Source organism: Knoellia aerolata DSM 18566, from assembly GCF_000768695.1.
Classification (GTDB): Bacteria; Actinomycetota; Actinomycetes; order Actinomycetales; family Dermatophilaceae; genus Knoellia; species Knoellia aerolata.
Window position 1 is genome coordinate 1 of record NZ_AVPL01000057.1, and the last position, 22243, is coordinate 22243.

At 71.8% G+C, this 22243-nt stretch carries 18 protein-coding genes; 9 read left to right on the forward strand and 9 right to left on the reverse strand.

The features are described 5' to 3' along the window. Positions 1 to 230: 230 nt before the first annotated feature. The 3 genes from N801_RS15665 (at position 231) to N801_RS15675 (ending at position 2884) form a co-directional block, all read left to right on the forward strand. Positions 231 to 713, forward strand: coding sequence for a MarR family winged helix-turn-helix transcriptional regulator (locus N801_RS15665; RefSeq protein WP_052113195.1), 483 nt, complete (start codon positions 231 to 233; stop codon positions 711 to 713). Positions 714 to 817: 104 nt separating this feature from the next. Further along, positions 818 to 2581 carry a sodium:solute symporter family protein gene (locus tag N801_RS15670; RefSeq protein ID WP_035939818.1) on the forward strand — a complete coding sequence of 588 codons (1764 nt, stop codon included), beginning with the start codon at positions 818 to 820 and terminating at the stop codon, positions 2579 to 2581. 12 nt (positions 2582 to 2593) lie between these two features. Continuing rightward, positions 2594 to 2884 carry a hypothetical protein gene (locus N801_RS15675; RefSeq protein ID WP_052113193.1) on the forward strand — a complete coding sequence of 97 codons (291 nt, stop codon included), beginning with the start codon at positions 2594 to 2596 and terminating at the stop codon, positions 2882 to 2884. A 73-nt stretch (positions 2885 to 2957) separates the two neighbouring features. Here N801_RS15675 and N801_RS15680 read toward each other — a convergent pair whose 3' ends face one another. The 5 genes from N801_RS15680 to N801_RS15700 form a co-directional block, all read right to left on the reverse strand. After that, positions 2958 to 3746, reverse strand: a complete 789-nt coding sequence (locus tag N801_RS15680; RefSeq protein WP_035939822.1) for a dioxygenase family protein — start codon at positions 3744 to 3746, stop codon at positions 2958 to 2960. Between the two features lie 40 nt (positions 3747 to 3786). Continuing rightward, positions 3787 to 4773: an NHL repeat-containing protein gene (locus tag N801_RS15685; RefSeq protein WP_035939825.1), complete on the reverse strand. Its 987-nt coding sequence runs from the start codon at positions 4771 to 4773 to the stop codon at positions 3787 to 3789. A gap of 140 nt (positions 4774 to 4913) precedes the next feature. Then, a complete protein-coding gene (locus N801_RS19930; RefSeq protein ID WP_052113194.1) occupies positions 4914 to 6905 on the reverse strand; it encodes a diacylglycerol kinase family protein in 1992 nt (663 codons plus the stop codon). Further along, positions 6892 to 7560 carry a response regulator transcription factor gene (locus N801_RS15695; RefSeq protein ID WP_245618477.1) on the reverse strand — a complete coding sequence of 223 codons (669 nt, stop codon included), beginning with the start codon at positions 7558 to 7560 and terminating at the stop codon, positions 6892 to 6894. The genes N801_RS19930 and N801_RS15695 overlap by 14 nt, the downstream gene beginning before the upstream one ends. Then, positions 7557 to 8738, reverse strand: a complete 1182-nt coding sequence (locus N801_RS15700) for a sensor histidine kinase (RefSeq protein WP_035939832.1) — start codon at positions 8736 to 8738, stop codon at positions 7557 to 7559. The genes N801_RS15695 and N801_RS15700 overlap by 4 nt, the downstream gene beginning before the upstream one ends. A 161-nt stretch (positions 8739 to 8899) precedes the next feature. Between N801_RS15700 and N801_RS15705 the strand changes: the two genes are divergently transcribed. Next, the gene (locus N801_RS15705; RefSeq protein ID WP_211254744.1) at positions 8900 to 9796 is read left to right on the forward strand and encodes an ABC transporter ATP-binding protein; all 897 of its coding nucleotides are present in this window, start codon (positions 8900 to 8902) and stop codon (positions 9794 to 9796) included. Continuing rightward, positions 9793 to 10614, forward strand: a complete 822-nt coding sequence (locus N801_RS15710) for an ABC transporter permease (RefSeq protein WP_035939835.1) — start codon at positions 9793 to 9795, stop codon at positions 10612 to 10614. The genes N801_RS15705 and N801_RS15710 overlap by 4 nt, the downstream gene beginning before the upstream one ends. Before the next feature lie 91 nt (positions 10615 to 10705). Here N801_RS15710 and N801_RS15715 read toward each other — a convergent pair whose 3' ends face one another. The 4 genes from N801_RS15715 to topA all read right to left on the reverse strand — a co-directional run bounded on the left by N801_RS15715 (position 10706) and on the right by topA (position 17726). Further along, entirely contained in the window at positions 10706 to 12283 is a 1578-nt protein-coding gene (locus N801_RS15715; RefSeq protein ID WP_211254745.1) for an AMP-binding protein, read from the reverse strand. Between the two features lie 3 nt (positions 12284 to 12286). Beyond that, complete coding sequence (locus N801_RS15720; RefSeq protein WP_035939837.1) at positions 12287 to 12739, reverse strand: SCP2 sterol-binding domain-containing protein; 453 nt, start codon at positions 12737 to 12739, stop codon at positions 12287 to 12289. 116 nt (positions 12740 to 12855) lie between these two features. Continuing rightward, complete coding sequence (locus N801_RS15725; protein ID WP_035939840.1) at positions 12856 to 14709, reverse strand: FG-GAP repeat domain-containing protein; 1854 nt, start codon at positions 14707 to 14709, stop codon at positions 12856 to 12858. A gap of 197 nt (positions 14710 to 14906) precedes the next feature. Further along, complete coding sequence (gene topA, locus N801_RS15730; RefSeq protein ID WP_035939843.1) at positions 14907 to 17726, reverse strand: type I DNA topoisomerase; 2820 nt, start codon at positions 17724 to 17726, stop codon at positions 14907 to 14909. Between the two features lie 159 nt (positions 17727 to 17885). Between topA and N801_RS15735 the strand changes: the two genes are divergently transcribed. From N801_RS15735 to N801_RS15750, 4 genes are read left to right on the forward strand one after another with little or no spacing between them, the layout of a single operon-like run. Beyond that, the gene (locus N801_RS15735) at positions 17886 to 18695 is read left to right on the forward strand and encodes a MerR family transcriptional regulator (RefSeq protein ID WP_245618478.1); all 810 of its coding nucleotides are present in this window, start codon (positions 17886 to 17888) and stop codon (positions 18693 to 18695) included. 36 nt (positions 18696 to 18731) lie between these two features. Beyond that, positions 18732 to 19361, forward strand: a complete 630-nt coding sequence (gene tmk / locus N801_RS15740) for a dTMP kinase (protein ID WP_035939848.1) — start codon at positions 18732 to 18734, stop codon at positions 19359 to 19361. Further along, positions 19358 to 20497, forward strand: coding sequence for a DNA polymerase III subunit delta' (locus tag N801_RS15745; RefSeq protein WP_035939850.1), 1140 nt, complete (start codon positions 19358 to 19360; stop codon positions 20495 to 20497). The genes tmk and N801_RS15745 overlap by 4 nt, the downstream gene beginning before the upstream one ends. Positions 20498 to 20544: 47 nt before the next feature. Next, positions 20545 to 22089, forward strand: coding sequence for an alpha/beta hydrolase (locus N801_RS15750; RefSeq protein ID WP_035939852.1), 1545 nt, complete (start codon positions 20545 to 20547; stop codon positions 22087 to 22089). The last annotated feature ends 154 nt before the right edge of the window (positions 22090 to 22243 follow it).

Sequence of the window (22243 nt, forward strand, 5' to 3'; positions counted from 1 at the left end):
TCGCGAACTCGACCATCTCCGCGGACGCGCGTATGCCGGCCGGTTCCGTTCCGCCGTCGCCGGGCCGGCCGCCCCGCGTGCGTCCGCAACCTTGGTCGCGAACTCGACCATCTCTGCGGACGCGCGCGGGAGGGGGCGGCGCACGCGGACGTCCGCCGGGACGAACGGATCCCGCCTACGATCGGGGCGTGACCGGGACCGATGACGTGCGCTGGCTCGACCAGGCCGAGATGACGGCGTGGCTGCGGCTCATCGCCGTGGCCGAGCGACTGCCGGGCATCCTCGACTCCCAGCTGCGCCGGGACTCTGGCCTGACCCACTACGAGTACCAGGTGCTCGCGATGCTGTCGGACGCCCCGGAGCGGACCCTGCGCATGACGCACCTCGGGCTGCGGACCAACGCGACCCTCCCGCGCCTGTCGCACGTCGTGCGCCGGCTGGAGGAGCGCGGACTCGTCGAGCGGGCCGAGGCGCCGGAGGACAGGCGGGCCAGCAACGCCCACCTCACCGACGAGGGGTACGCCGCCCTGGTCGACGCGGCCCCGGGGCACGTCGCCACCGTCCGCGAGTTCGTGCTCGACCCGCTCTCCCGTGAGCAGGTCGACGCCCTGTCCGACGCGCTCGAGGCCGTCCTCCGCAAGGTCGACCCGACAGGTGACGCGCCCAGGGACACCCGCGACCTCCCGCCGACGACGGCGGCAACGGCGACGTAGCACCCTCTCCAACCGGCCTGCGCTCGTCGGGCGCTCGGGCTGGTTGCGGCTGTACGTTGGTCGAGTTCGGGCCCGCGGGCCGACTGACCAGGAGGATGCCGCTGATGTCATCGACTTTCGCACCGGTAGCCCTCGCGGCGGCCGAGCCCCTCATCGACGCGAACGCCGTCGACTACCTCATCGTCGGTCTGTACTTCGTCTTCGTCATGGGGATCGGGCTGGCCGCCAGGCGCGCCGTCTCGGACTCCATCGACTTCTTCCTGTCCGGACGGTCGCTGCCGGCGTGGGTCACGGGGCTCGCCTTCATCTCGGCCAACCTCGGCGCCGTCGAGATCATGGGCATGTCGGCCAACGGCGCGCAGTACGGCTTGCCGACGGTCCACTACTTCTGGGTCGGCGCCATCCCGGCGATGCTCTTCCTCGGCATCGTCATGATGCCCTTCTACTACGGCTCGAAGGTCCGCTCGGTCCCGGAGTTCATGTTCCGCCGCTTCGGCACCGGTGCCCACCTCGTCAACGCCATCAGCTTCGCGGTGGCCCAGCTTCTCATCGCCGGTGTCAACCTCTTCCTCCTCGGGTCCATCGTCCAGGCGCTGCTCGGCTGGCCGCTCTGGGTGGCGCTCGTCGTCGCCGCCGTCATCGTGCTGTCGTACATCACACTCGGTGGGCTCTCGGCAGCGATCTACAACGAGGTCCTCCAGTTCTTCGTCATCGTCGCCTCACTCCTGCCGCTGACCCTCATCGGGCTCAACCGCGTGGGGGGCTGGAGCGGCCTGCAGGAGAAGCTCACCGCAGCCGCTGAGCGCGCACCCGCCGAGGCCGAGGTGGCCTCGGCCGAACAGCAGCTCAACGCCTGGCCGGGCCAGGCGCTCACCGGCTTCGACTCCGGGATCCTCTCCGTCATCGGCATCGTCTTCGGTCTCGGCTTCGTGCTCTCGTTCGGCTACTGGACGACCAACTTCGTCGAGGTCCAGCGGGCCATGGCCTCGAACTCGATCTCGTCGGCGCGCAAGACGCCGATCATCGGCGCCTTTCCCAAGATGTTCGTGCCGTTCATCGTCATCCTCCCCGGCATGGTCGCCGCCGTCCTCGTCACGGAGATGATCGACCTCAAGGGTGGCGGGACACCGACCGGTGGCGCGAGCGGTGAGGTCAAGTACAACGACGCCCTCCTCCTCCTCATGCGCGACGTGCTGCCCAACGGACTCCTCGGGCTCGCCATCTCCGGACTTCTCGCCGCGTTCATGGCGGGCATGGCGGCCAACATCTCGGCCTTCAACACGGTCTTCAGCTACGACCTGTGGGAGCGCTACATCCGCAAGGACCGCAGCGACGACTACTACCTGCGCATCGGCCGTCTCGCGACGGTGGCGGCGACGGTCATCGCGATCTTCACGGCGTCGATCGCCGGCGGCTTCTCCAACATCATGGACTACCTCCAGACGCTGTTCGGCTTCTTCAACGCGCCGCTCTTCGCCACCTTCATCCTCGGCATGTTCTGGAAGCGCATGACGCCGACCGCAGGGTGGGCGGGGCTCGTGGCCGGAACCCTGTCGGCCGTCACGGTGGCGTTCCTCTCCGAGGACGCGTTCGGCACGGCGAGCCTGGGCGTGATCCCGCTCGCCGGCCAGGGCGCGAGCTTCGTCGCGGCGTCGACGGCCTTCGTCGTCGACATCATCGTGTCGGTCGCCGTCTCGTTGGTCACGACGCCCAAGCCGGCCTCCGAGCTCAAGGGCCTCGTCTACTCGGAGACGCCCAAGGAGGACCTCGTCGACCCGGACGAGGCGGCCCGCCCCTGGTACCAGCGCACGATCCCGCTCGCGATCGTTGCCGGCGTCATGGTCCTCATCCTCAACTTCGCCTTCTAGGAGGTGCGCGACATGGCTGACAAGAAGACTGCCGGAGCGTTCGACATCCGCAACTTCATCGGGATGCTGCTCGGGCTCTACGGGATCATCCTCACCCTCATGGGCCTCTTCGGCGACAAGGAGCTCGAGAAGACCGGCGGCATCAACGCCAACCTGTGGACCGGTCTGGCGCTGCTCGTCGTCTCCGCGGGGTTCATGACCTGGGCTCGCGTGCGACCGACCGTGGTCCCCGACCACGTCGAGCCTGTCGTCGACGACGCCACCCGACCGGCGCCCCGCAAGAAGCCCCGCTCCTCCCACTGAGCAGAGCACGAACGCCTCGTATGCCGGCCGGTCGGCGCACGGGGCGTTCGTGCGTTCGTGCGTTCGTGCGTTGTCAGGCGAACTGCCAGGACCGCTTCGACAGGCCGAACCAGAACCCGTCGATGACGCTGCTGGCGTCGATGCCGCCACCGCCGTGCGCCGCGCCGAGACTGACGAACAGCGGCGCCCAGTGCTCGGTGCGCGGGTGGGCCTCTGCCGCGGCCGGGGCCTTGTCCATGAAGTCGAGGAGGGCGTCGACGTCGCCGGCGTCGACGGCCTCGGCCGCCCAGTGGTCGAACTCCGACGACGCCGCCGGGGGCGCGCTGTCGGCGCCGGCTCGTGGGTTGAACCAGCGCAGGTTGTGGGTCGTGAAGCCCGACCCGATGATGAGGGTGCCCTCGTCGCGCAGGGGCGCGAGCCGCGTGCCGATGGCGAAGAGCTCCTGCGGGTCCAGGGTCGGCATCGACAGCTGGAGCACCGGGACGTCGGCCTCGGGGAACATCTCGACGAGCGGCACGTAGGCGCCGTGGTCGAGACCGCGGGTCGGGTCCTGGTGCAGCCCGCCGCCGGTGTCGCCCAGGTGGGCCGCGACGGAGCGAGCCAGCTCGGGTGCGGGCGGAGCGGCATACGTCACGTCGTAGTACTTCTGCGGGAAGCCCCAGAAGTCGTAGAGCAGAGGGGTTCCCGTCTCAGTGGAGCTCACCGAGATGGGCGCCTGCTCCCAGTGGGCCGACACCACGAGGATGCTCGACGGCCGGGGAAGCTCGGCGGACCAGGCGGACAGCTCACCGGTCCACCGTTCGTCGTCGGCGAGCGGCGGGGCGCCGTGGCTGAGGTAGATGACGGGGGTTCGGGTGTCCACGACCCGACTCTAGGCCGGGAGCCGGGTCGTGGACCGCGAGTCAGCGGGCCGGGAGACGGGTGATCCAGTAGGAGGCGGTGCCCGGCGAGGCGACGCCGAAGCGGGCGTTGACCGCCCAGAGCCACCCACCGGCGAGGGTGGCCGTCGAGGGGACGTCGAGCGTCTCGTCGGAGCGAGCGCCGCGCCACGCCGCCGCCCACGTCGAGCCGGTTCGCGTGAGCAGGAGCACCGAGACCTCGTTCTGGCCGGATCCCCGGACGTTGTACAGCGTGGATCCGTCGATGACGAGGCCGTCACCTCCGGTGATGCCCGGACCGCCCTTGACCGCGATCTCGGTGGCGACGCCGGAGGCGGGATCGACCTGCCACAGGCCGCCGGCCGAGGAGTTGTTGAGGATGAGGGAGCCATCGGGGAGGGCCCGAATCCCGTTGGCGCTGATGGCCGTCCCGTTGCCCTGCGGCCAGGCTCCCCCGAGCGCCACGGGGATCGGCGTGGCGCCCGTCGGTGCGCCGGTGGACGTGAGCGGCACCCGCACCAGCCGGTCCGGGGTGAACCGTGAGTCGGTGACCCACACGGAGTCGCCGACGGCGACGAGGTCGTTGAGGAACTTCGCGCCCTCGACGAGCGTCTCCTGGACGACGGCGCCAGTCGTGCCGTCGACCGCCCAGACGTACCCGTCCGCCCCGACGTTGCCGGCGGCCCAGACGAGGTTGGTCCGGGAGTCCCAGTAGAGGCCGCGGAGCTGGCGTCCGGCGCTGCCGGCGAGCAGGGTGCTCGAGGACCCGGTGAGCAGGTCGCCGGCGACGATGCGGCCGTCCGCGAGGGACCCGACGTAGAAGCGGGTGCCCGGTCCGGACGTGATGCCCTCGGGGCGGATGCCGTCGGGCAGCGCGACGGTCTCGGGGGCGGGGACGGCTCTGCGCGGACGGGCGAAGGAGGGGGAGGCGAGCGAGAGCGAGGACGCGACGATCGACGCGGCCGCACCGGTGAGGAGGAGACGGCGGGTGGGAGCGGAAGGAGTGTCCATTCCCCATTCTGCGCAGGTCGTTGAATGTTTGTCTAGGGCTCGGTCGGACGGTCCGGGCCTGGTCATCCGGCCGTGAGCAGGCCGATCGCCAGGCTGACCAGGCTCGTGGCGAGCACGGCCGACGAGGAGTCCGCCTCAGGTCACGGAGCCGGTCGGGGCCACCCGTCGTCCGGCGAGGTCGGACCCGGCCCGACGGCGGCCGCACGCTCGAGGTCCCGCTCGATCAGGGCCCGGGTCGTCGCCTCCTGCTCGGGGGTCTCCCACGCGATCCCGGCCAGCTCGTCCCTCGCCGACGCGGCGACGGCCGCCAGGCCGGACACCGAGACGAGGTCGGCCGCATATGCCTCCAGGGCGCCCCCGACGGGGGTGTCGACGAGGACGATTCCCTCCTCGCGCAGGGCGTCCCGCTCCGAGGCTGCGGTGTCGACGACGTCGTGGATGAGGACGAGCCGCACCGCGTCGGGATCCGCCGCGAGCATCCGCCGACCCACCTCGACGTCGCCCTGTCCGCTGTCGCCGATGAACACGACGTGCGTCTCCGGCATGAGCGCGCGGAAGCGCAGGAAGTTCTCGAGCTTGGCTCCGGCCATCGAGTCGTGGTCGCGCAGCCCGACGAACGCCCCCGACAGGACGGCGTGGGGCGGCAGCCCGAGCGTGCCCAGGCCGCGCCGCGTGTGCTGCTCGATGAGACCCGCCACGTCCATCGGCCGGGCGGTGACGAAGGTGAGGTCGCCCGGCGACTCGGGGTCGGCCGCGTGGCCGGCGTCCAGGGCCCGGTAGAGCGCGATGACGCCGGGATAGACGGTGCCCCGGGGGTACCTCGTGTCGTGCAGGGCGCACCGGAGCGTGTCGTCGATGTCGCTGAGGACGTGGAGGTCGGGCACCTCGACGCCCTGCGCCTGAACGCGGATGTGGTCGAGGATGTCGCGCCGCAGGCCCTCGTCGTCGACGACGTCGAACACGAGGTGCTCGAGGTCCCGATGGTCGCGGCCGGAGTTGAGCAGGCTCTTGAAGCGGGTGAGGGCGGACCCCTCGAGGGCGAGGAACGCGTCTCGCACGACGACCTCGTGGGCGTGACCGAGCCGCCAGCGGCCGGGGTGGCGCAGGGCCTGCGCCAGTGCCTCGGGGGTGGGGTCGTCGAGGATCCGGTCGATGCTCGTCGGGCCGCCCGCGGACGACGCCACCGCCGGGGCCGGCGCCCGGACGAGGACCGCTCCGGGGACGACACCGAGCTCGAGCCGCACCGCCTCGCCCACCGGGTCCCCGTCGACGTGGACGGCGGTCGGCGCGTCGAGGTCGATGACGACGTGGCGGGCGCGGTGGCTGCGCAGACCCGTCCACCGTCCGCGCTGGCGGGTGAGGACCCCCGCGGCCACGCCGGCCCAGCCGAGCACCGACCGCGGGGCGACGACCAGGAAGTCGAGACGGCCGTCTGTCATCGAGGCCGACGGCATCAGCGGCAGGCCCAGGGGCAGGACGCGGCAGTTGCCGACGAGCACCGTCCGCACGTCCTCGGGACCGAGGGCGCGACCGTCGAGCCGGGCGGTGAGCCGCGTCGGCCGGCCGGTCGCCCGACGCGCGAGCGCGGCGAAGTACGCCGGCCACCCGAGCCGGTGCTTCTCGCCGTCCTCGACCGAGGCGAACGCCTCCGCGTCCATGCCCACCCCGGCCACGACGGCGACGTCGTGCGAGCGGGTGCTGCCGTCCGCGTGGGTCGTCGTCAGCCAGGCGAGGTCGCTGTCACGGGTGGGCCCGTCGAGCGCGACGTCCGCCGTCTCGTCCACGCCGCGGCCGTGGATGCCGATGGTCCGTGCCCAGAGGTTCGCCGTGCCGGTGGGGACGACGCCCAGAGCGACAAGGTCCGCCGCCCGTCCCGAGCGCGACAGCGCCGCCGCGACCTCGCGGACGGTCCCGTCGCCGCCGACGACCACGAGACGGTCGACCCCCGCCTCGAGCAGCTCGCCCACCTGGGCCGCGCCGGGGGACTCGACCGTCGTCCGCCGGACGACCGGTTCGGGCCAGCCCCGGCGACGGGTGGCGCGCCGCACCGCGGCGAGCGCCTCGCTGCTGCCGGCCTTGCCGGGATGCACGACCACCCCGCACCGGTGCTCCACGGCCTCACTCGGCGGCATCGTGGACCAGGATCGCGAGCTGGACGCGGTTGTCGACCTCGAGCTTGGTGAAGAGCCGCCCGACGTGGGTCTTGACGGTCGGCACGCTCATGAACAGCTCGGCCGAGATCTCGGCGTTGCTCAGGCCCCGGCCCACCGCGACGGCCACCTCGCGCTCGCGGTCGGTGAGCGAGCCCAGGGCCGCCCGGGCCGCCCGGCTCCGGTCGCTCTCGACCGTCGGCGGCTGCGACACCGCCGCGATGAGCTGGGCGGTCACGCTCGGCGACAGCATGGGCTGGCCGGCAGCCACCGTCCGGACGGCCTCGACGAGCCGGGCCGGTGGCGTGTCCTTGAGCATGAACCCGGCGGCACCCAGACGTAGGGCCGACAGCACCATGTCGTCGGTGTCGAACGTCGTGAGCACGATGATCTTGAGGCGCGGATGGCGTTGCAGGAGAAGCTCGGTGGCGCTGAGGCCGTCACGCACCGGCATACGGATGTCCATGAGGACCACCTCCGCACCGGACGTCGGAACGAGCGTGAGGGCCTCCTCGCCGTTCGTCGCCTCGCCGACGACCTCGATGCCCGAGTCACCGCCGAGCATCATGCGCAGGGCGGCGCGCACCATCGGGTCGTCGTCGACCAGCGCCAGCCGGATCGGGGAGGGGTCGCTCACACCCGCCACGGTATCCATGCGGTGAGGGACCAGCCGCCGGTGGTGTCGGGCCCGTGCTCGATCCGGCCGCCGGCGAGGGCCACCCGCTCGTGGAGGCCGACCAGCCCCAGACCAGAGTCGGGCCACCCCGACCCACGCGCCCCGGTCGGCGCCGCGTTGCGGACCCGGACCGTCAGACCCTCGTCGACGTTGCCGGCCAGGGTGACCGTCACCGCCGTGCCCACCGCGTGCTTCCGCGCGTTGGTCAGCGCCTCCTGGACGACCCGGTATGCCGTCCGCGCCCGCACGTCCGGAGGCTCACCCACCAGCGTGTTCTCGAGCGTGACCCGCATCCCGCCGGCCCGCTCCTCGTCGACGAGCCGGGTGATGTCGCCGATGACCGGCTGGGGGAGCTCGGGCGGGGCGTCGGCCGGTGCGGTCGGGTCGCGCAGCACCCCGAGGACGTCGCGCAGGTCCCGAAGTGCCTGGTGCGCGTTCTCCTCGATGGTCCTCGCGGCGGTCCCCTGCTCCTCCGCGGTGAGGTCGGTCCGGTAGCCGAGCGCACCCGCGTGCATGGCGACGAGCGAGATCCGGTGCGCGAGGACGTCGTGCATCTCGCGGGCGATCCGGGTGCGCTCGGCGGTCTGCGCCCGGGCGACCCGAGCCTGCTGCTCGCGCTCGGCGGTGTCGGCGCGCTCTCGCAGCGACGTCATGAGGTCGCGCTGCGACCCCATCGCGTAGCCGACCGCCACGACGACGGCGATGACGAGGACGCCGAGGAGGATGGCGGCCCAGACGGGCAGGTCGTCCTCCCCGGGGTAGAGGCGCTCCTGCACCACGCCGGCCGCGACGTTGAGGGGCACGACGAGCCAGAGCAGCTGCCACCGGTGTCGCGAGGTCAGCGAGCCGACCATCCAGATTGCCGGCCCCGCACTGCTCACCGAGACGGACGAGAACGCGCCGGTGAGGACGGCGACGAGCGCCGGTCTGCGGTGCCGGAGGTGGACGAGGACGAACGACGCCACGCCCAGCAGGGTGTCGCCGACGAGGAACCAGCCGACGATCGGCTGGTCGTTGATCTCGCCCTCGGCGAAACCGATCGCGGTCGCCGCCCACGCGACGAGGCTGATCGTCCCGGCGAGGGCGTAGCGCCACAGTGAGCCGAGGCGACCGTGGGCGCGCACCGGGGAGTCGGACATGGGGCGAGCCTAGGCACGAGGTGGTGCGGGGCGCGTCAGCCCTGGGGCTGCGGCAGGCGCGCGCGGGTCCCACGCTCTGCGTGGGCCGGCATACCAAAGTCGTATGCCGTCCGGACCGGCGGCCGATGTGGTCCGCGACGTGGGAGGGCAGGCTGGCCACCATGATCACCGTCGAGAACCTCACCAAGCGCTACGGGAGCTTCAGCGCCGTGGACGACATCTCCTTCGAGGTGCGGCCGGGCAGCGTGGTCGGCTTCCTCGGGCCCAACGGCGCCGGCAAGTCCACCGCCATGCGGATGATGACCGGGCTGACGCCGGCGACGAGCGGCCGCGCCACGGTCCTGGGGAAGGCGTACCGCGACCTGCACAACCCGGGCCGGCAGGTGGGCGTCATGCTCGACGCGTCCGCCCAGCACCCCGGCCGCACGGGTCGGGAGGTGCTGCGGCTCGCGGCGATCCAGATCGGGGTGCCGCGGTCACGCGTCGACGAGGCGCTCGCGCTCGTCGGCCTCACCGATGAGGAGGCCGGCCGACGGGTCCGCAACTACTCGCTCGGCATGCGGCAGCGGCTCGGCCTGGCGTCGGCGCTGCTGGGTCAGCCCGAGGTGCTCATCCTCGACGAGCCCGCCAACGGGCTGGACCCGCAGGGCATCCACTGGATGCGTGGGCTGCTGCGTGGCTTCGCCGACGGCGGCGGCACCGTCCTGCTCTCGAGCCACCTGCTCCACGAGGTCCAGGTCATCGCCGACGACCTCGTCATGATCGGCCGGGGGCGCATCGTGGCCCGGGGCACCAAGGACGAGCTGCTCAGCCGGGGCGGCACGACGGTCCGCTCCTCCGACGACCGGGGCCTGCGCGCAGCCCTCGACCGCGCCGGCGTCACCGTGACGCAGACGCCCGCCGGCCTCGTGGTCGACGCCGAGTCCGGCGTCGTCGGGCGGGTCGCTCTCGACGAGCGCATCGTCCTGCTCGAGCTGCGCTCGGGAGGCTCCGAGGGGCTCGAGGAGATGTTCCTCAGCCTCACCGCCTCCACCTCGCGCGAAGGGACCGCCGCATGACCGCCACCGAGACCCACATCCCCGCCCGGGCGGAGCGACCGGTCGGGCTGCCCGCCCCGTCGCGCGCAGCCGATGGACGGCCCGGCGTGCCGCTGCCCCGGCTCGTCACCGTCGAGCTGCGCAAGATGATCGACACCAAGGCCGGGCTCTGGCTGCTCCTCATCATGTCGGCCGTGTCGGCGATCGTCGTGACCGTCTTCCTCATCTGGGGGCCGGCGGTCGAGGCGACGTTCGGGACGCTGCTCACGCTGGCGTCGTTCCCGCTCCTCGTCCTGCTGCCGATCCTCGGCATCATGTCGGCGACGTCGGAGTGGAGCCAGCGCACCGGCCTCGTGACGTTCACCCTCGAGCCGCGCCGGGGACGGGCCATCACCGCCAAGGTCATCGCCTCCCTGATCCTCGGGCTCGTGGTCACGGCCTCCGGCTTCGCCGCGGCGGCAATCGCCAACGTCATCGGTGCGTCGACCAGCGACGCCAGCGGGGCGTGGGACGTCACCTGGCAGACCGCCCTGGGGGTGACGCTGGCCTTCGCGATCTTCGTGCTCCAGGGCCTCGCGTTCGGGTTCCTCTTCCTCAACACCCCGTTCGCCATCGTCGCCTCGCTCGTGCTCCCGACCGTGTGGAGCATCGCGAGCGGCCTCGTGTCGTCGATCGAGACCGCGAGCCGGTGGCTCGACCTCAACCAGGTCACCGAGCCGCTGCTCAACGGCACCATGACCGGCGAGAACTGGGGCCAGCTCGGGACGTCGTTCGGGGTGTGGGTGCTGCTGCCGTTGGCCGTCGGCTCCTGGCGGGTCCTCCACCGCGAGGTGAAGTAGCCCCGACCCCCTGCCGACTCATTGCGCATTCCGGTCGCACCGCAGGGCCTTCGGCCCGCGGGGAGCGACCGGAATGCGCAATGAGTCGGGGTCAGGGGAGGCGGTCGCGCAGCTCCCGGGCGAGGACCTTGCCGGTCTCGTTGCGCGGGAGCGCGTCGACGAAGTGCACCTCGCGGGGGACGCAGTGCCGCGCCTGGTTCGCCCGGACGTGGTCCTTGACCTGCTCGGCGGTGAGCCGGCCCCCCTCGTGGAGGACGACGAAGGCCGCCAGCCGCTGGCCGAACTCCGGGTCGGGGACCCCGACGACGGACACCTCGCGCACGTCGGGGTGTTTCACGAGCAGCGACTCGACCTCGACCGGGTAGACGTTCTCGCCGCCGCTGACGATCATGTCGTCGTCACGCCCGTCGACGAAGTACAGGCCGTCCCGCTGGTGGCCCATGTCGCCGGTCGAGACCAGGCCGTCGACGAACTCCTTGTTCGCCCCTGACGTGTAGCCCTCGAAGACGAGGGCGTTGCCGCAGAAGATGCGTCCGGTCTCTCCCGGTGCGACCTCACGCCCCTCGCCGTCGAGGATGCGGACCACCGTGCCCAGGGGAGGGGTCCCGGCGGTGTCGGGTTCGCGCGCGAGGTCCTCGGGGGTGGCGATGCAGACCCACGACGCCTCGGTCGAGCCGTAGAGGTTGTAGAGCACGTCGCCGTACTCGTCCATGAACTTCGTCGTGAAGCCGTGGGGGTGGGCGCTGCCCGACGTCGCGACGACCCGCAGGTTCGCGCGCCGAGCACGACCGCCCGGGTCGGCGGGCAGCTCCATCATCCGCTGGAGCATGACGGGGACGGCGAACATCGCGTCGCAGTCCGCCTGCTCGAGCGTGTCCTTGGCGTCCTGCGGGTCGAAGCGACGTCGCAGGACGATCGTGCCGCGCAGGGCGAAACCGAGCTGCATCGCGCCGTACCCCCACGTGTGGAAGATCGGGGCGCTGACGAGGATCCGGTCGTGCACGCGCAGGGGGATGCGCTCGATGATCGACACGAGCGGACCGAAGCCGCTCGGCACGCGTCGGGGGGCGCCCTTGGGGACGCCGGTCGTCCCCGAGGTGAGGATGATCGTGCGACCACCCCGGGCGGGTGGGGCGACCACCTTCCTCGGGGGTGCCTCGGCGAGCGCCGACTCCCAGGCGGCGTGGCCGATGACGGTGACGTCCTCGGACAGGTCGCCGACGACAGCCGCGAACTCGTCGTCGTGGACGAGCCCGACGACCGACTGCTGCTCGACGACGAGCGCGAGCTGGGTGGCGGACAGGCCGGTGTTCAGGAGGACGAGGTCGACGCCGGCCGCGGCGGCGCCGCACATGACCTCGACCGCGCCCACGTGGTTGCGGGCCAGCAGGCCGACCCGCTGGCCGGGCCGGAAGCCCCTGTCGCCCAGCAGGGCGGCGGCCTGCTCGGAGCGGGCGAGCAGCTCGGCGTAGGTGACCGGGCCGCGCTCCTCGTCGATGACCGCGACCCTCTTGGGGTCCCGGCTCGCCGCCTGGCGCAGCTCGCCGGAGAGGCCGAAACCCCAGCGGTGCAGGGCCAGCAGCTGGCGGACCTGCCGGTGCGGGAGGCCGGGCCCGAGCAGTCCGCGCCGGACCAGCACCGCCCAGACGGTGAGCGGGTTCAGCGCCACGGGTCAGCGCTTGGGCGTGTCGAACCAGTTCGGGAACGACATCGCCGCGCTGAGGTCGCCCCGGGCCTTGACCTTGCCCGTCATCACCATCATCGTCGGATTGCCGGAGCCGGTGATGAGCTTCACGAACTCGGCCGGTCCGAGCATGATCGAGGTCGTGGGCTCCTCGGTCGGGTCCTTCTCGATGTGGCAGGCGCCGTCCCCGACGACGACGGCGTAGGTGTCGCTCCCGCCGTCGGGTGCGCCGGTGACGCGCCAGTTGACGCGGGCGGCTGCACCCTTGGCCTTGTCGGCGTTGAAGAAGGTCGGGAACCCCGAGAAGATCTTGTCGAGGAGGGCCTGGCGGTGCTCGCCCCCCATCAGCGCCTTGCTGTCCTTGTCGGAGAGCTTCTTGAGGGCGAGGTGGAAGTCGGCCGGGCTCATCGCCGTCAGCGTTGCGGGGTCGATGTCGGTCATCGTGAGGTTCTCCTCGGTGAGGGGCGGTGGTGATCAGAATCGACCCTACTCGCGAGTAGGTGGTGCTCGTCCGACAAGGCCCGGTGCAGCAGCGGGTCACACGGTGGGTCGTCGGCTCAGAGGAACATGTTCCAGCCCGTGCCGATCTGCGACTTGGCGAGGAAGCCGCCTTGACCGTTGCCCGGGTACAGGAGCAGCTTGCCATCCATCGTGATGGCGCCGATGTCGGCTCGGCCGTCGCCGTTGAAGTCCCGCAGGGGCATCACCGCGCCGAACCCTCCCCAGCCGCTGCCGATCTGGATGCCCTTGGCGAAGCCGCCGCGGCCGTTGCCGGCGTAGAGCCAGAGACGGCCCGCGCCGTCCACCGCCAGGAGATCGGCACGCCGGTCGCCGGAGAAGTCGCCTACCTGGAGGAGGGCGGTGAACACGTTCCAGCCGCTGCCGAGCGTCGACGACGCGACGACCGTGGTGGCGCGGCGAGTCTCGTAGATCTTGAGGACACCGGCCGCAGTCACCGCCACGACGTCCGGGTTGCCGTCACCCGTCACGTCGTGTCCACCGTCGACGAACCTCATCGACGACCAGCCGGCCGTCCCCAGGAGATAGCCGTGCCCAGCCGGCCACTTGGCGAGCAGGGAAGGGCCGTAGCAGAGCACCTCCGCCTCGGAGGTGGGGTACACGTCGGCCGGGGCCACGCGCTCGCACTCCGACTCACTCGCCCGGAAGGCCGCGACGCGACGCCCGAACGTCCCGGACCCGTTGGTGGGGTAGACGTAGCTGTCGCCGGAGGGGAGCGTGCCGTGAGGCTGGCGGGCGATGATGTCGACCCGTCCGTCGCCGGTGGCGTCCCGGAGCGCGAAGACGTTGGACGAGGGCATGGGTCGGATCGTGCTCACTGCCGCCCTGCTGTCACCGACGGCGCTCCGTGCCGTGGTGGAGACCGTGTATGCCGTGCCGTTGGCGAGTCCGCCGATGTCCACCTGCGTCCAGCCGACCTTCACGGGAACGTCGCGCACGAGGGAGCCGGGGCCCACCACGACGCGCCAGCCCGTCATGGTCTTGGCCTCCCTGTCGTCGGCATGCAGGAGGAGACGAACCGATCCCGGCCGAGCCTTGACGACGGCAGAGGGCGTCGACGGCTTGACCGTGACGTCGAAGTCCTCAAGGGGCAGCCCGTGCACTGCCTCCGTGCGCCCCCACACCTCGCGGCCGTCCGGGTAGTACCGGCGGATGTTGCCATCCGCGTCACTGACCGAGATCTCCGAGAACGAGTGGATGCCGGCCGGCGAGAGGTCGACGGGCAGCGAGGCGCTCCCACCTGACACCGACTCCTGCGGTCCCCTGGTGCCCAGCAGTCCCGTCGGCTGGTCCCACGACGCCCGGACCTGGACGGGTTCGGTCGTGTCGAGGGCGAGGGCCACGCGTCCGGTCTCATCGGCATACGTCGGCCGCGACGCCAAGGTCAGCGAGGTGATGCGCGGTGGGGTGCGGTCCACGCCCCCGGTGACCGAGAACGTGGCGCCCATGTCGACCGAGTGCGTGGTCGGAGCTCCTGCCGGCTTGGGGGAGAGCGCGAGCGCGCTGCCCTTGGCGATGTACGTCGCGTGCTTGTCCGACCCGTCCACGAGCACGATGTGGTCGAGGCGGTACCCGCCCGTGGCGATGTCCTGAGGAATCGCGACCCGCACCGTGCCGCCCACCTCCCACGACCGCTGGACGTAGACCACATCGAGGCTCTCCACGCTGTCGAAACGCAGATACACCCGCTCGATGCCGACGTCGTCGGTCGCGTCGAGACTGGCCGTCAGGGTGCTGCCGGCACTGACGCTGGAGGCGTTCACGGCCACGCCGCGCAACACCGGGTGTGCCGTGTCGGTCGGCGCCGCAGTGGCGGGCGCCACGGCGAGAACAGCGGTGGCCAGGACGGCGGCCCCGACGGTGGACAGGACTCGAGGCAACGATGCGCGCATGGTGGTGCCGCCTTCTGTGTCGGCGAGTGATCCCCACCCGCGCGGCGTCCGGCCCCCACGGCGCGGCAGGGTCACCGTAGCGGCCGACAGGCTTCCATGCCAGGAAGATGGGAGAACTTCTCCGGGTGCGCTGTCCTGCAGAACGCGCGGTATGCCGCGCGTTCTGCAGGACAGCCAGGTCGCCGTCGAGCGGGGGGTCAGGCCTTCTTGGCGGCCTTCTTCGCGGCGGCCTTCTTGGCAGGAGCCTTCTTCGTCGCCTTCTTGACGGCACGCTTGCGGGTGGTCGGGCCCTTGGCGCGCTTCTCGGCCAGGAGCTCGAAGGCGCGCGCTTCGCTCAGCGTCTCGAGGTCGTCGTCGCGCCGCAGGGTCGCGTTGGTCTCGCCGTCGGTGACGTACTCGCCGAAGCGACCCTCCTTGACGACCACGGGCCTGCCCGACACCGGGTCCGGGCCGAACTCCTTGAGCGGCGGCTTGGCGGCGGCCCGGCCACGTTGCTTGGGCTGGGCGTAGATCGCCTCGGCCTGCTCCAGCGTGATCTCGAACAGCTGCTGCTCGGACTCGAGGGAGCGGGAGTCGGTGCCCTTCTTGAGGTACGGGCCGTAGCGCCCGTTCTGGGCCGTGATCTCGACCTGCTTCGTCGACTCCTTGCCGTCCTCACCCGTCACGGTCTCCACGACGACACCGACGACGCGGGGGAGCGACAGGAGCTTGAGGGCGGTGTCGAGCTCGATGGTCGCGATGTCCATGTCGGCGAAGAGCGAGGCGGTGCGCGGCTTGACCTTGGCCTTGCCCTTGAGGGCGGCGACGTCCTCGGGGAGCACCTCGGTGACGTACGGGCCGTAGCGGCCCGCCTTGGCGACGATGTCGCGACCGTTCTCCGGGTCCTGGCCGAGCACGCGGCCGTCGTCGGCGGCGGTGTCGAGCAGCTCGCGGGCCTTCGCCGGTGTCATCTCGTCGGGCGCGATGTCGTCGTTGATCGTCGCGCGACGCGGCGTGGGGGCGGCGTCGGACTCGGACGTCGAGTCCGAACCCGACGCACCGGCATACGCCTCGGAGACCTCGCCGGTCACGGGGTCGACGCCGGCCGGGGCCACCTCCTCGACGTAGGGGCCGTAGCGCCCGACGCGCACGACGATGCCGTCGCCGATCTCGATCGTCGAGATGGCGCGGGCGTCGATGTCGCCGAGGTCCGCGACGAGGTCACGCAGACCCTCGTGCGAGCGGGCCTCGTCGCCGAAGTAGAAGCGCTTGAGCCAGGCGGCACGCTGCTCGTCGCCGGCGGCGATCTGGTCGAGGTCCTCCTCCATCGACGCGGTGAAGTCGTAGTCGACGAGCCGGGTGAAGTGCTCCTCCATGAGCCGGGTCACCGCGAAGGCCAGCCACGACGGGACGAGCGCGTTGCCGCGGTTCGAGACGTAGCCCCGGTCCTGGATCGTGCCGATCGTCGAGGCGTAGGTCGACGGGCGGCCGATGCCCTTCTCCTCCATGGCCTTGACGAGCGTGGCCTCGGTGTAGCGCGCGGGCGGCGAGGTGTCGTGCCCGAGGGCCTCGGCGCGGAGCGTCTCGAGGGCGGTGCCCTCACCCAGGCGGGGCAGGCGGCGCTCCTCGTCGGAGCTCGCGTCGCGCTGCTCGTCCCGGCCCTCCTCGTATGCCGCGAGGAAGCCTCGGAAGGTGATGACCGTCCCGCTCGCGCTGAACTCCACGCGCTCGGCCGGGGCCCCGCTGTCGAGGGTCGCGCCGAGACGGACGGTCGCGGTCGAGCCCTTGGCGTCGGCCATCTGCGAGGCGATGGTGCGCTTCCAGATCAGCTCGTAGAGGGCGAACTCGTCGCCGCGCAGCTCGCCGGCCACCTGGGCCGGGGTGCGGAAGCGGTCACCCGCGGGGCGGATGGCCTCGTGCGCCTCCTGGGCGTTCTTGACCTTCTTGGCGTAGTTGCGCGGGGCGTCGGGGACGTAGTCGCCGCCGTAGAGGTCGCGCGCCTGCTGGCGGGCGGCGGTGAGCGCCGACTGCGACAGGGCGGTGCTGTCGGTGCGCATGTAGGTGATGTAGCCGTTCTCGTACAGGCGCTGCGCGACCCGCATGGCGTTCTTGCTCGACAGACGCAGCTTGCGCGAGGCCTCCTGCTGGAGGGTGCTCGTCGTGAACGGTGCGCTCGGGCGGCGGGTGTACGGCTTCTCGCTGACCGACACGACGCTGACGTCGGCGGCCATGACCGCCTGCGCGATGCCCGTCGCCGCCCCCTCGTCGAGGTGGGCGACCTCACCCTTGAGCCGTCCGTCGTCACCGAAGTCGCGACCGGTCGCGAGGCGGCGCCCGTCCACGGAGGAGAGGCGCGCGGTGAAGGCGGACGAGGCGGCGTCGGGCGTGAACTCGCCCTCGACGTCCCAGTAGTTGGCGGAGCGGAAGGCCATGCGCTCGCGCTCGCGCTCGACGACGATGCGGGTCGCGACGGACTGCACCCGCCCGGCGGACAGGCCGGCCTTGACCTTGCGCCACAGGACCGGCGACACCTCGTAGCCGTACAGGCGGTCGAGGATGCGGCGGGTCTCCTGGGCGTCGACGAGGGCCGTGTCGAGGTCGCGGGTGTTGGCGGCGGCGCGCTGGATGGCCTCCTTGGTGATCTCGTGGAAGACCATCCGCTTCACGGGGACCTTGGGCTTGAGGGTCTCGAGCAGGTGCCAGGCGATGGCCTCGCCCTCGCGGTCCTCATCCGTGGCGAGGTAGAGCTCGTCGGCGCCCTTGAGCAGCCGCTTGAGCTCGGCGACCTTCTTCTTCTTGTCGGCGTCCACGACGTAGTAGGGCTCGAAGTCGTTGTCGACGTCCACCCCGAAGCGGCCGAACGGGCCCTTCTTGATCTCGGCGGGCATCTCCGAGGGGGTGGGGATGTCGCGGATGTGGCCGACGGACGCCTCGACGTCCCAGTCGGGTCCGAGATAGCCGGCGATGGTCTTGGCCTTCGCGGGCGACTCGACGATGACGAGCTTGCGGCCCGTCCCTGCTGAGGTGGTGGGGCTCATGGGGCATCGATCCTGTTCTGTCACCTCGTGCAGCGGATTCGTCGCTGCTCCGACGAGGGAACGCCAGTGACGGTACAGGTGGCCCGCCCACAGGAGGAAACGGCATACGTCGTGCCCGGGGCTTGACCCTCACGCGACGGAAGGCGCCACCGTGGGTCCATGACCGCATCGGGAACGTCGCTCGCGAGGGAGCGGGACACTGTCGACATGGACGAGATGCTCACGGTCGGGCAGGTGGCCCGGACCTACGGCGTGACGGTGCGCACCCTGCACCACTACGACGAGGTCGGGCTGCTGTCGCCGTCGGAGCGGACGCCCGCCGGCTACCGCCTCTACACGGGGGCCGACCTCGAGCGGCTCGCGACGGTCGTCACCTACCGCCGTCTCGGGCTCTCCCTCGACGAGGTCGGGTCGCTCCTGCGCGGCGACGGTTCGGCGGCCGAGCACCTGCGCCGACAGCGCGACGCGGTCATGGAGAAGGTCGACGAGCTGCACCGGCTCGTCGACGCCATCGACGCCAGACTGGGGAGAGAGATGAACGAGACACCCGCCACGTCCGAGGAGCTCAAGCAGATCTTCGGCGACGGCTTCAAGGACGAGTACCGGGCCGAGGCGCAGGAGCGCTGGGGCGAGACGGACGCGTGGCAGCAGTCCGCCGCCCGCACGAAGCGCCACACCCCGGCCGACTGGGAGCGGATCAGGGCCGAGGGCGAGGCCGTGAACGCGGCGTTCGTCGCGGCGCTGCGGTCCGGGAAGCCGGCGACGTCCGCCGAGGCGATGGACGCGGCCGAGGCGCACCGGGTGCAGATCCAGACGTGGTTCTACGACCTCACGCACGAGTTCCACCGTGGGCTCGCCGACATGTACGTCGCGGACCCGCGGTTCACGGCGACGTACGAGGACCTCGCACCCGGGCTCGCGGCATACGTCAGGGACGCGATCCACGCGAACGCCGACCGTCACGCGTGAGTGGGCTTGTCCGCGGGCTCGCCTAGGCTCGGGCGCGTGACGGACGGACTCTTCATCGCCTTCGAGGGCGGCGACGGCGCGGGCAAGTCGACCCAGGTGCGCCTGCTCGCCGATGCCCTCGGGGCGCTGGGGCGCGAGGTCGTCGTCACCCGCCAGCCGGGGGGCACGCCCCTCGGCGCCGCCATCCGCGACCTCGTCCTCCACGGGGACCACGTCTCGCCGCGCGCCGAGGCCCTGCTCTTCGCCGCCGACAAGGCGCACCACGTCGACCAGCTCATCCGTCCGGCGATGGGACGGGGCGCCGTCGTCGTCACCGACCGCTACACCGACTCGTCGGTCGCCTACCAGGGGTCCGGGCGCGACCTCGGGGCGGTCGAGGTCCACGACCTCCAGATGTGGGCGGTCGACTCGCTCGTTCCCGACCTCACCGTCATCGTCGACGTGCCGAGCGAGGAGGGGCGACGCCGTCGCGGCGAGGTCCACGACCGGCTGGAGTCGGAGGGCGACACCTTCCACGACACGGTCCGTCAGCACTTCCTCGCGATGGCGCAGGGGGCGCCGGAGCGCTACCTCGTCGTCGACGGGACGGCGTCGCCCGAGGCCATCCACGAGGCGGTCCTCGGACGGCTCGTGGCCTCGGGGCTCGTCGAGGTCGGCTCGCCGTGACCGTCTGGCGTGACGTCATCGGCCAGGACGCGGCGGTCGCCACCCTGTCGCGCGCCGTCTCCGACCCCGGGGCGATGACCCACGCCTGGCTGCTCACCGGACCGCCCGGGTCCGGCCGATCGGTGGCCGCGCGGGCCTTCGCGGCGGCGCTGCAGTGCCCGAGCGGCGGCTGCGGCGAGTGCCGGGAGTGCCGGACCGCGGCCGACGGGACCCACGCCGACGTCGACGTCATCGCGACCGAGGGCCTGTCGATCAAGGTCGACCAGGCCCGCGACCTCGTCACCCTCGCGGCCCACCGACCCTCGGTCGGCCGCTTCCGGGTCATCATCATCGAGGACGCCGACCGGCTCACCGAGCGAGCAGCCGACGCGCTGCTCAAGGCGCTGGAGGAGCCGGTGCCGAGGACCGTCTGGATGCTCTGCGCGCCCTCCGTCGAGGACGTCATCATCACCATCCGCTCGCGCTCGCGGCAGGTGCGCCTGCGCACCCCCTCGGTCGAGGCGGTGGCCGACCTGCTCGTGCGGCGCGACGGGGTCGACCCGCCGATGGCGATGTATGCCGCCCGCGCTGCCCAGTCGCACGTCGGCCTCGCCCGCCGGCTGGCCCGCGACGAGCACGCCCGGATCCGCCGTCACGACGTCATCTCGCTCGCCTCCAAGATCCGGACCGTCGGTGACGCCATCGACGCGGCGTCGGACCTGTCGACGATCGCGACCGAGGAGTCGCAGGCGTCCTCGGCCGAGCGCGATGCCGCCGAGAAGGCCCGGCTCATGGAGATCCTGGGCGCCGACCCGTCCGCGCGGACGCAGCCGCCACACATCCGCTCGCAGGTGTCCTCCCTCGAGAAGGAACAGAAGGTCCGGGCGACGCGCTTCTCGCGCGACATGGTCGACCGGGCGCTCGTGGACCTGCTCTCCGTCTACCGCGACGCGCTCGTCCTGCAGATGGGCGTCCCGACCGCCCTGGTCAACGAGGACTCGCGGTCCGTGGTCCAGCAGGTGGCCCAGGTGCTGTCGTCGGAACGGGTCCTCGTCGCGATGGATGCCATCGGCACGGCGCGGGAGCGGATCGCGGCCAACGTCCAGCCGCTGCTCGCCCTCGAGGCGATGGCACTCGACCTGCGGCTGCCCCGCTGACGTCTGCGCCGGTGCTCGCGTCGAGGTCGGGAACGTAGGGTCTCACCATGCGTCGTGCCTCCTTCACCGCTGCTCTCGTCTCGGTCGCCCTGCTGGCCTCGGGCTGCAGCACCGTCGAGGACCTCTTCGCCCCGGAGGCGCCGGCGCCGTCGTGGTCGCCGCAGAAGCCCCCGCCCGGCATGGAGGGCATGGACGCCTTCTACGACCAGCAGCTGCAGTGGGAGGACTGCTCGGGCGGCCAGTGCGCGAAGCTCGAGGTGCCGCTCAACTACGGCACGCCCGAGGGCGACACGATCGAGATCGAGGTTCTGCGGGTTCCCGCGCGTCGCCAGTCCCAACGACTGGGGGCCCTCGTCGTCAACCCCGGCGGCCCGGGCGGCTCGGGTGTCGACTACGCCAGCGGCGCGGACTTCATCGTGGGCGCCGGGGTGCGGCAGCGCTACGACATCGTCGGCTTCGACCCGCGCGGCGTGGGCCGGTCCGCGCCCATCGACTGTGTGAGCGACGCCGAGCTCGACGCCTTCCTCGGCTTCGACCCGACGCCGGACGACGCGGGCGAGGAGGAGGCGTTCGCGGCCAACGCCGCGTCGTTCGCGCAGAAGTGCGGCGCCAACGCCGGGCCGCTGCTCGGGCACGTCTCGACCGTCGACGCGGCCAAGGACATGGACGTGCTGCGTGCGGCGCTGGGCGAGGACACGCTGAACTACCTCGGCAAGTCCTACGGCACCTATCTCGGAGCCACGTACGCCGACCTGTTCCCCCAGCTCGTCGGGCGTTTCGTCCTCGACGGCGTCGTCGCCCCCGACCTCACCTCGCAAGAGGTGAACCTCGGTCAGGCCAAGGGGTTCGAGACCGCGACCCGGGCGTGGGCGCAGTTCTGCGTCGACAAGGGCCGATGCCCGCTCGGCGGCTCCGTCGACGACGTCATGTCCGGGCTGCGCGACTTCCTCGGTCGGGTGGACGACCGGCCCCTCTCGGGAACCGACGACCGGGCCGTCCCCCGGCTCACCGAGGGCTGGGCGATCCTCGGGATCGCGTCCGCGATGTACGACGAGGGCATGTGGGACGCCCTCGTCGGGGCGATGCGCGACGCGCTCGACGGCAACGGCGCCGAGCTCATGGGCCTGGCCAACCGGTATGCCGACCGTCAGCCCGGCGGTGGCTACGGCGGCAACATCATGGAGGTCATCTACGCGGTGAACTGTCTCGACAAGCCGGAGTCCGACGACCTCGCGACGCGTGCGGCCGCCGCCGAGGCCTCGACGGCCGAGGCCCCGACGTGGGGGCCGTTCCTCGTGTGGTCCTCCCTCCCGTGCGGCTCGTGGCCGGTGGAGACCGAGCGCTCGTCGCAGCCACCGGCGAAGGTCACCGCCGAGGGCGCTGACCCGATCGTCGTCGTCGGCACCACGCGCGACCCGGCGACGCCCTACGAGTGGTCGGTCCGGCTGCACGACCAGCTCGCGCGGAGCTCGCTCATCACGTACGAGGGAGACGGGCACACGGCATACACGCGGTCCAACCAGTGCGTGGACGAGCCGATCGACGAGTTCTACCTCGAGGGCACCGTGCCGAAGGACGGCCTGACCTGCTGAGCCCGGCTGGCGCCGACGAGCGCCGGTTTCGCGTTGCGGCGGGGTCTTTCGTATACTCGTGCGGCGTGCTCGACTCACCGGTTCGCGCACCACGCCGCTTTAGCTCAGTCGGCCAGAGCGATTCACTCGTAATGAATAGGTCATCGGTTCGATT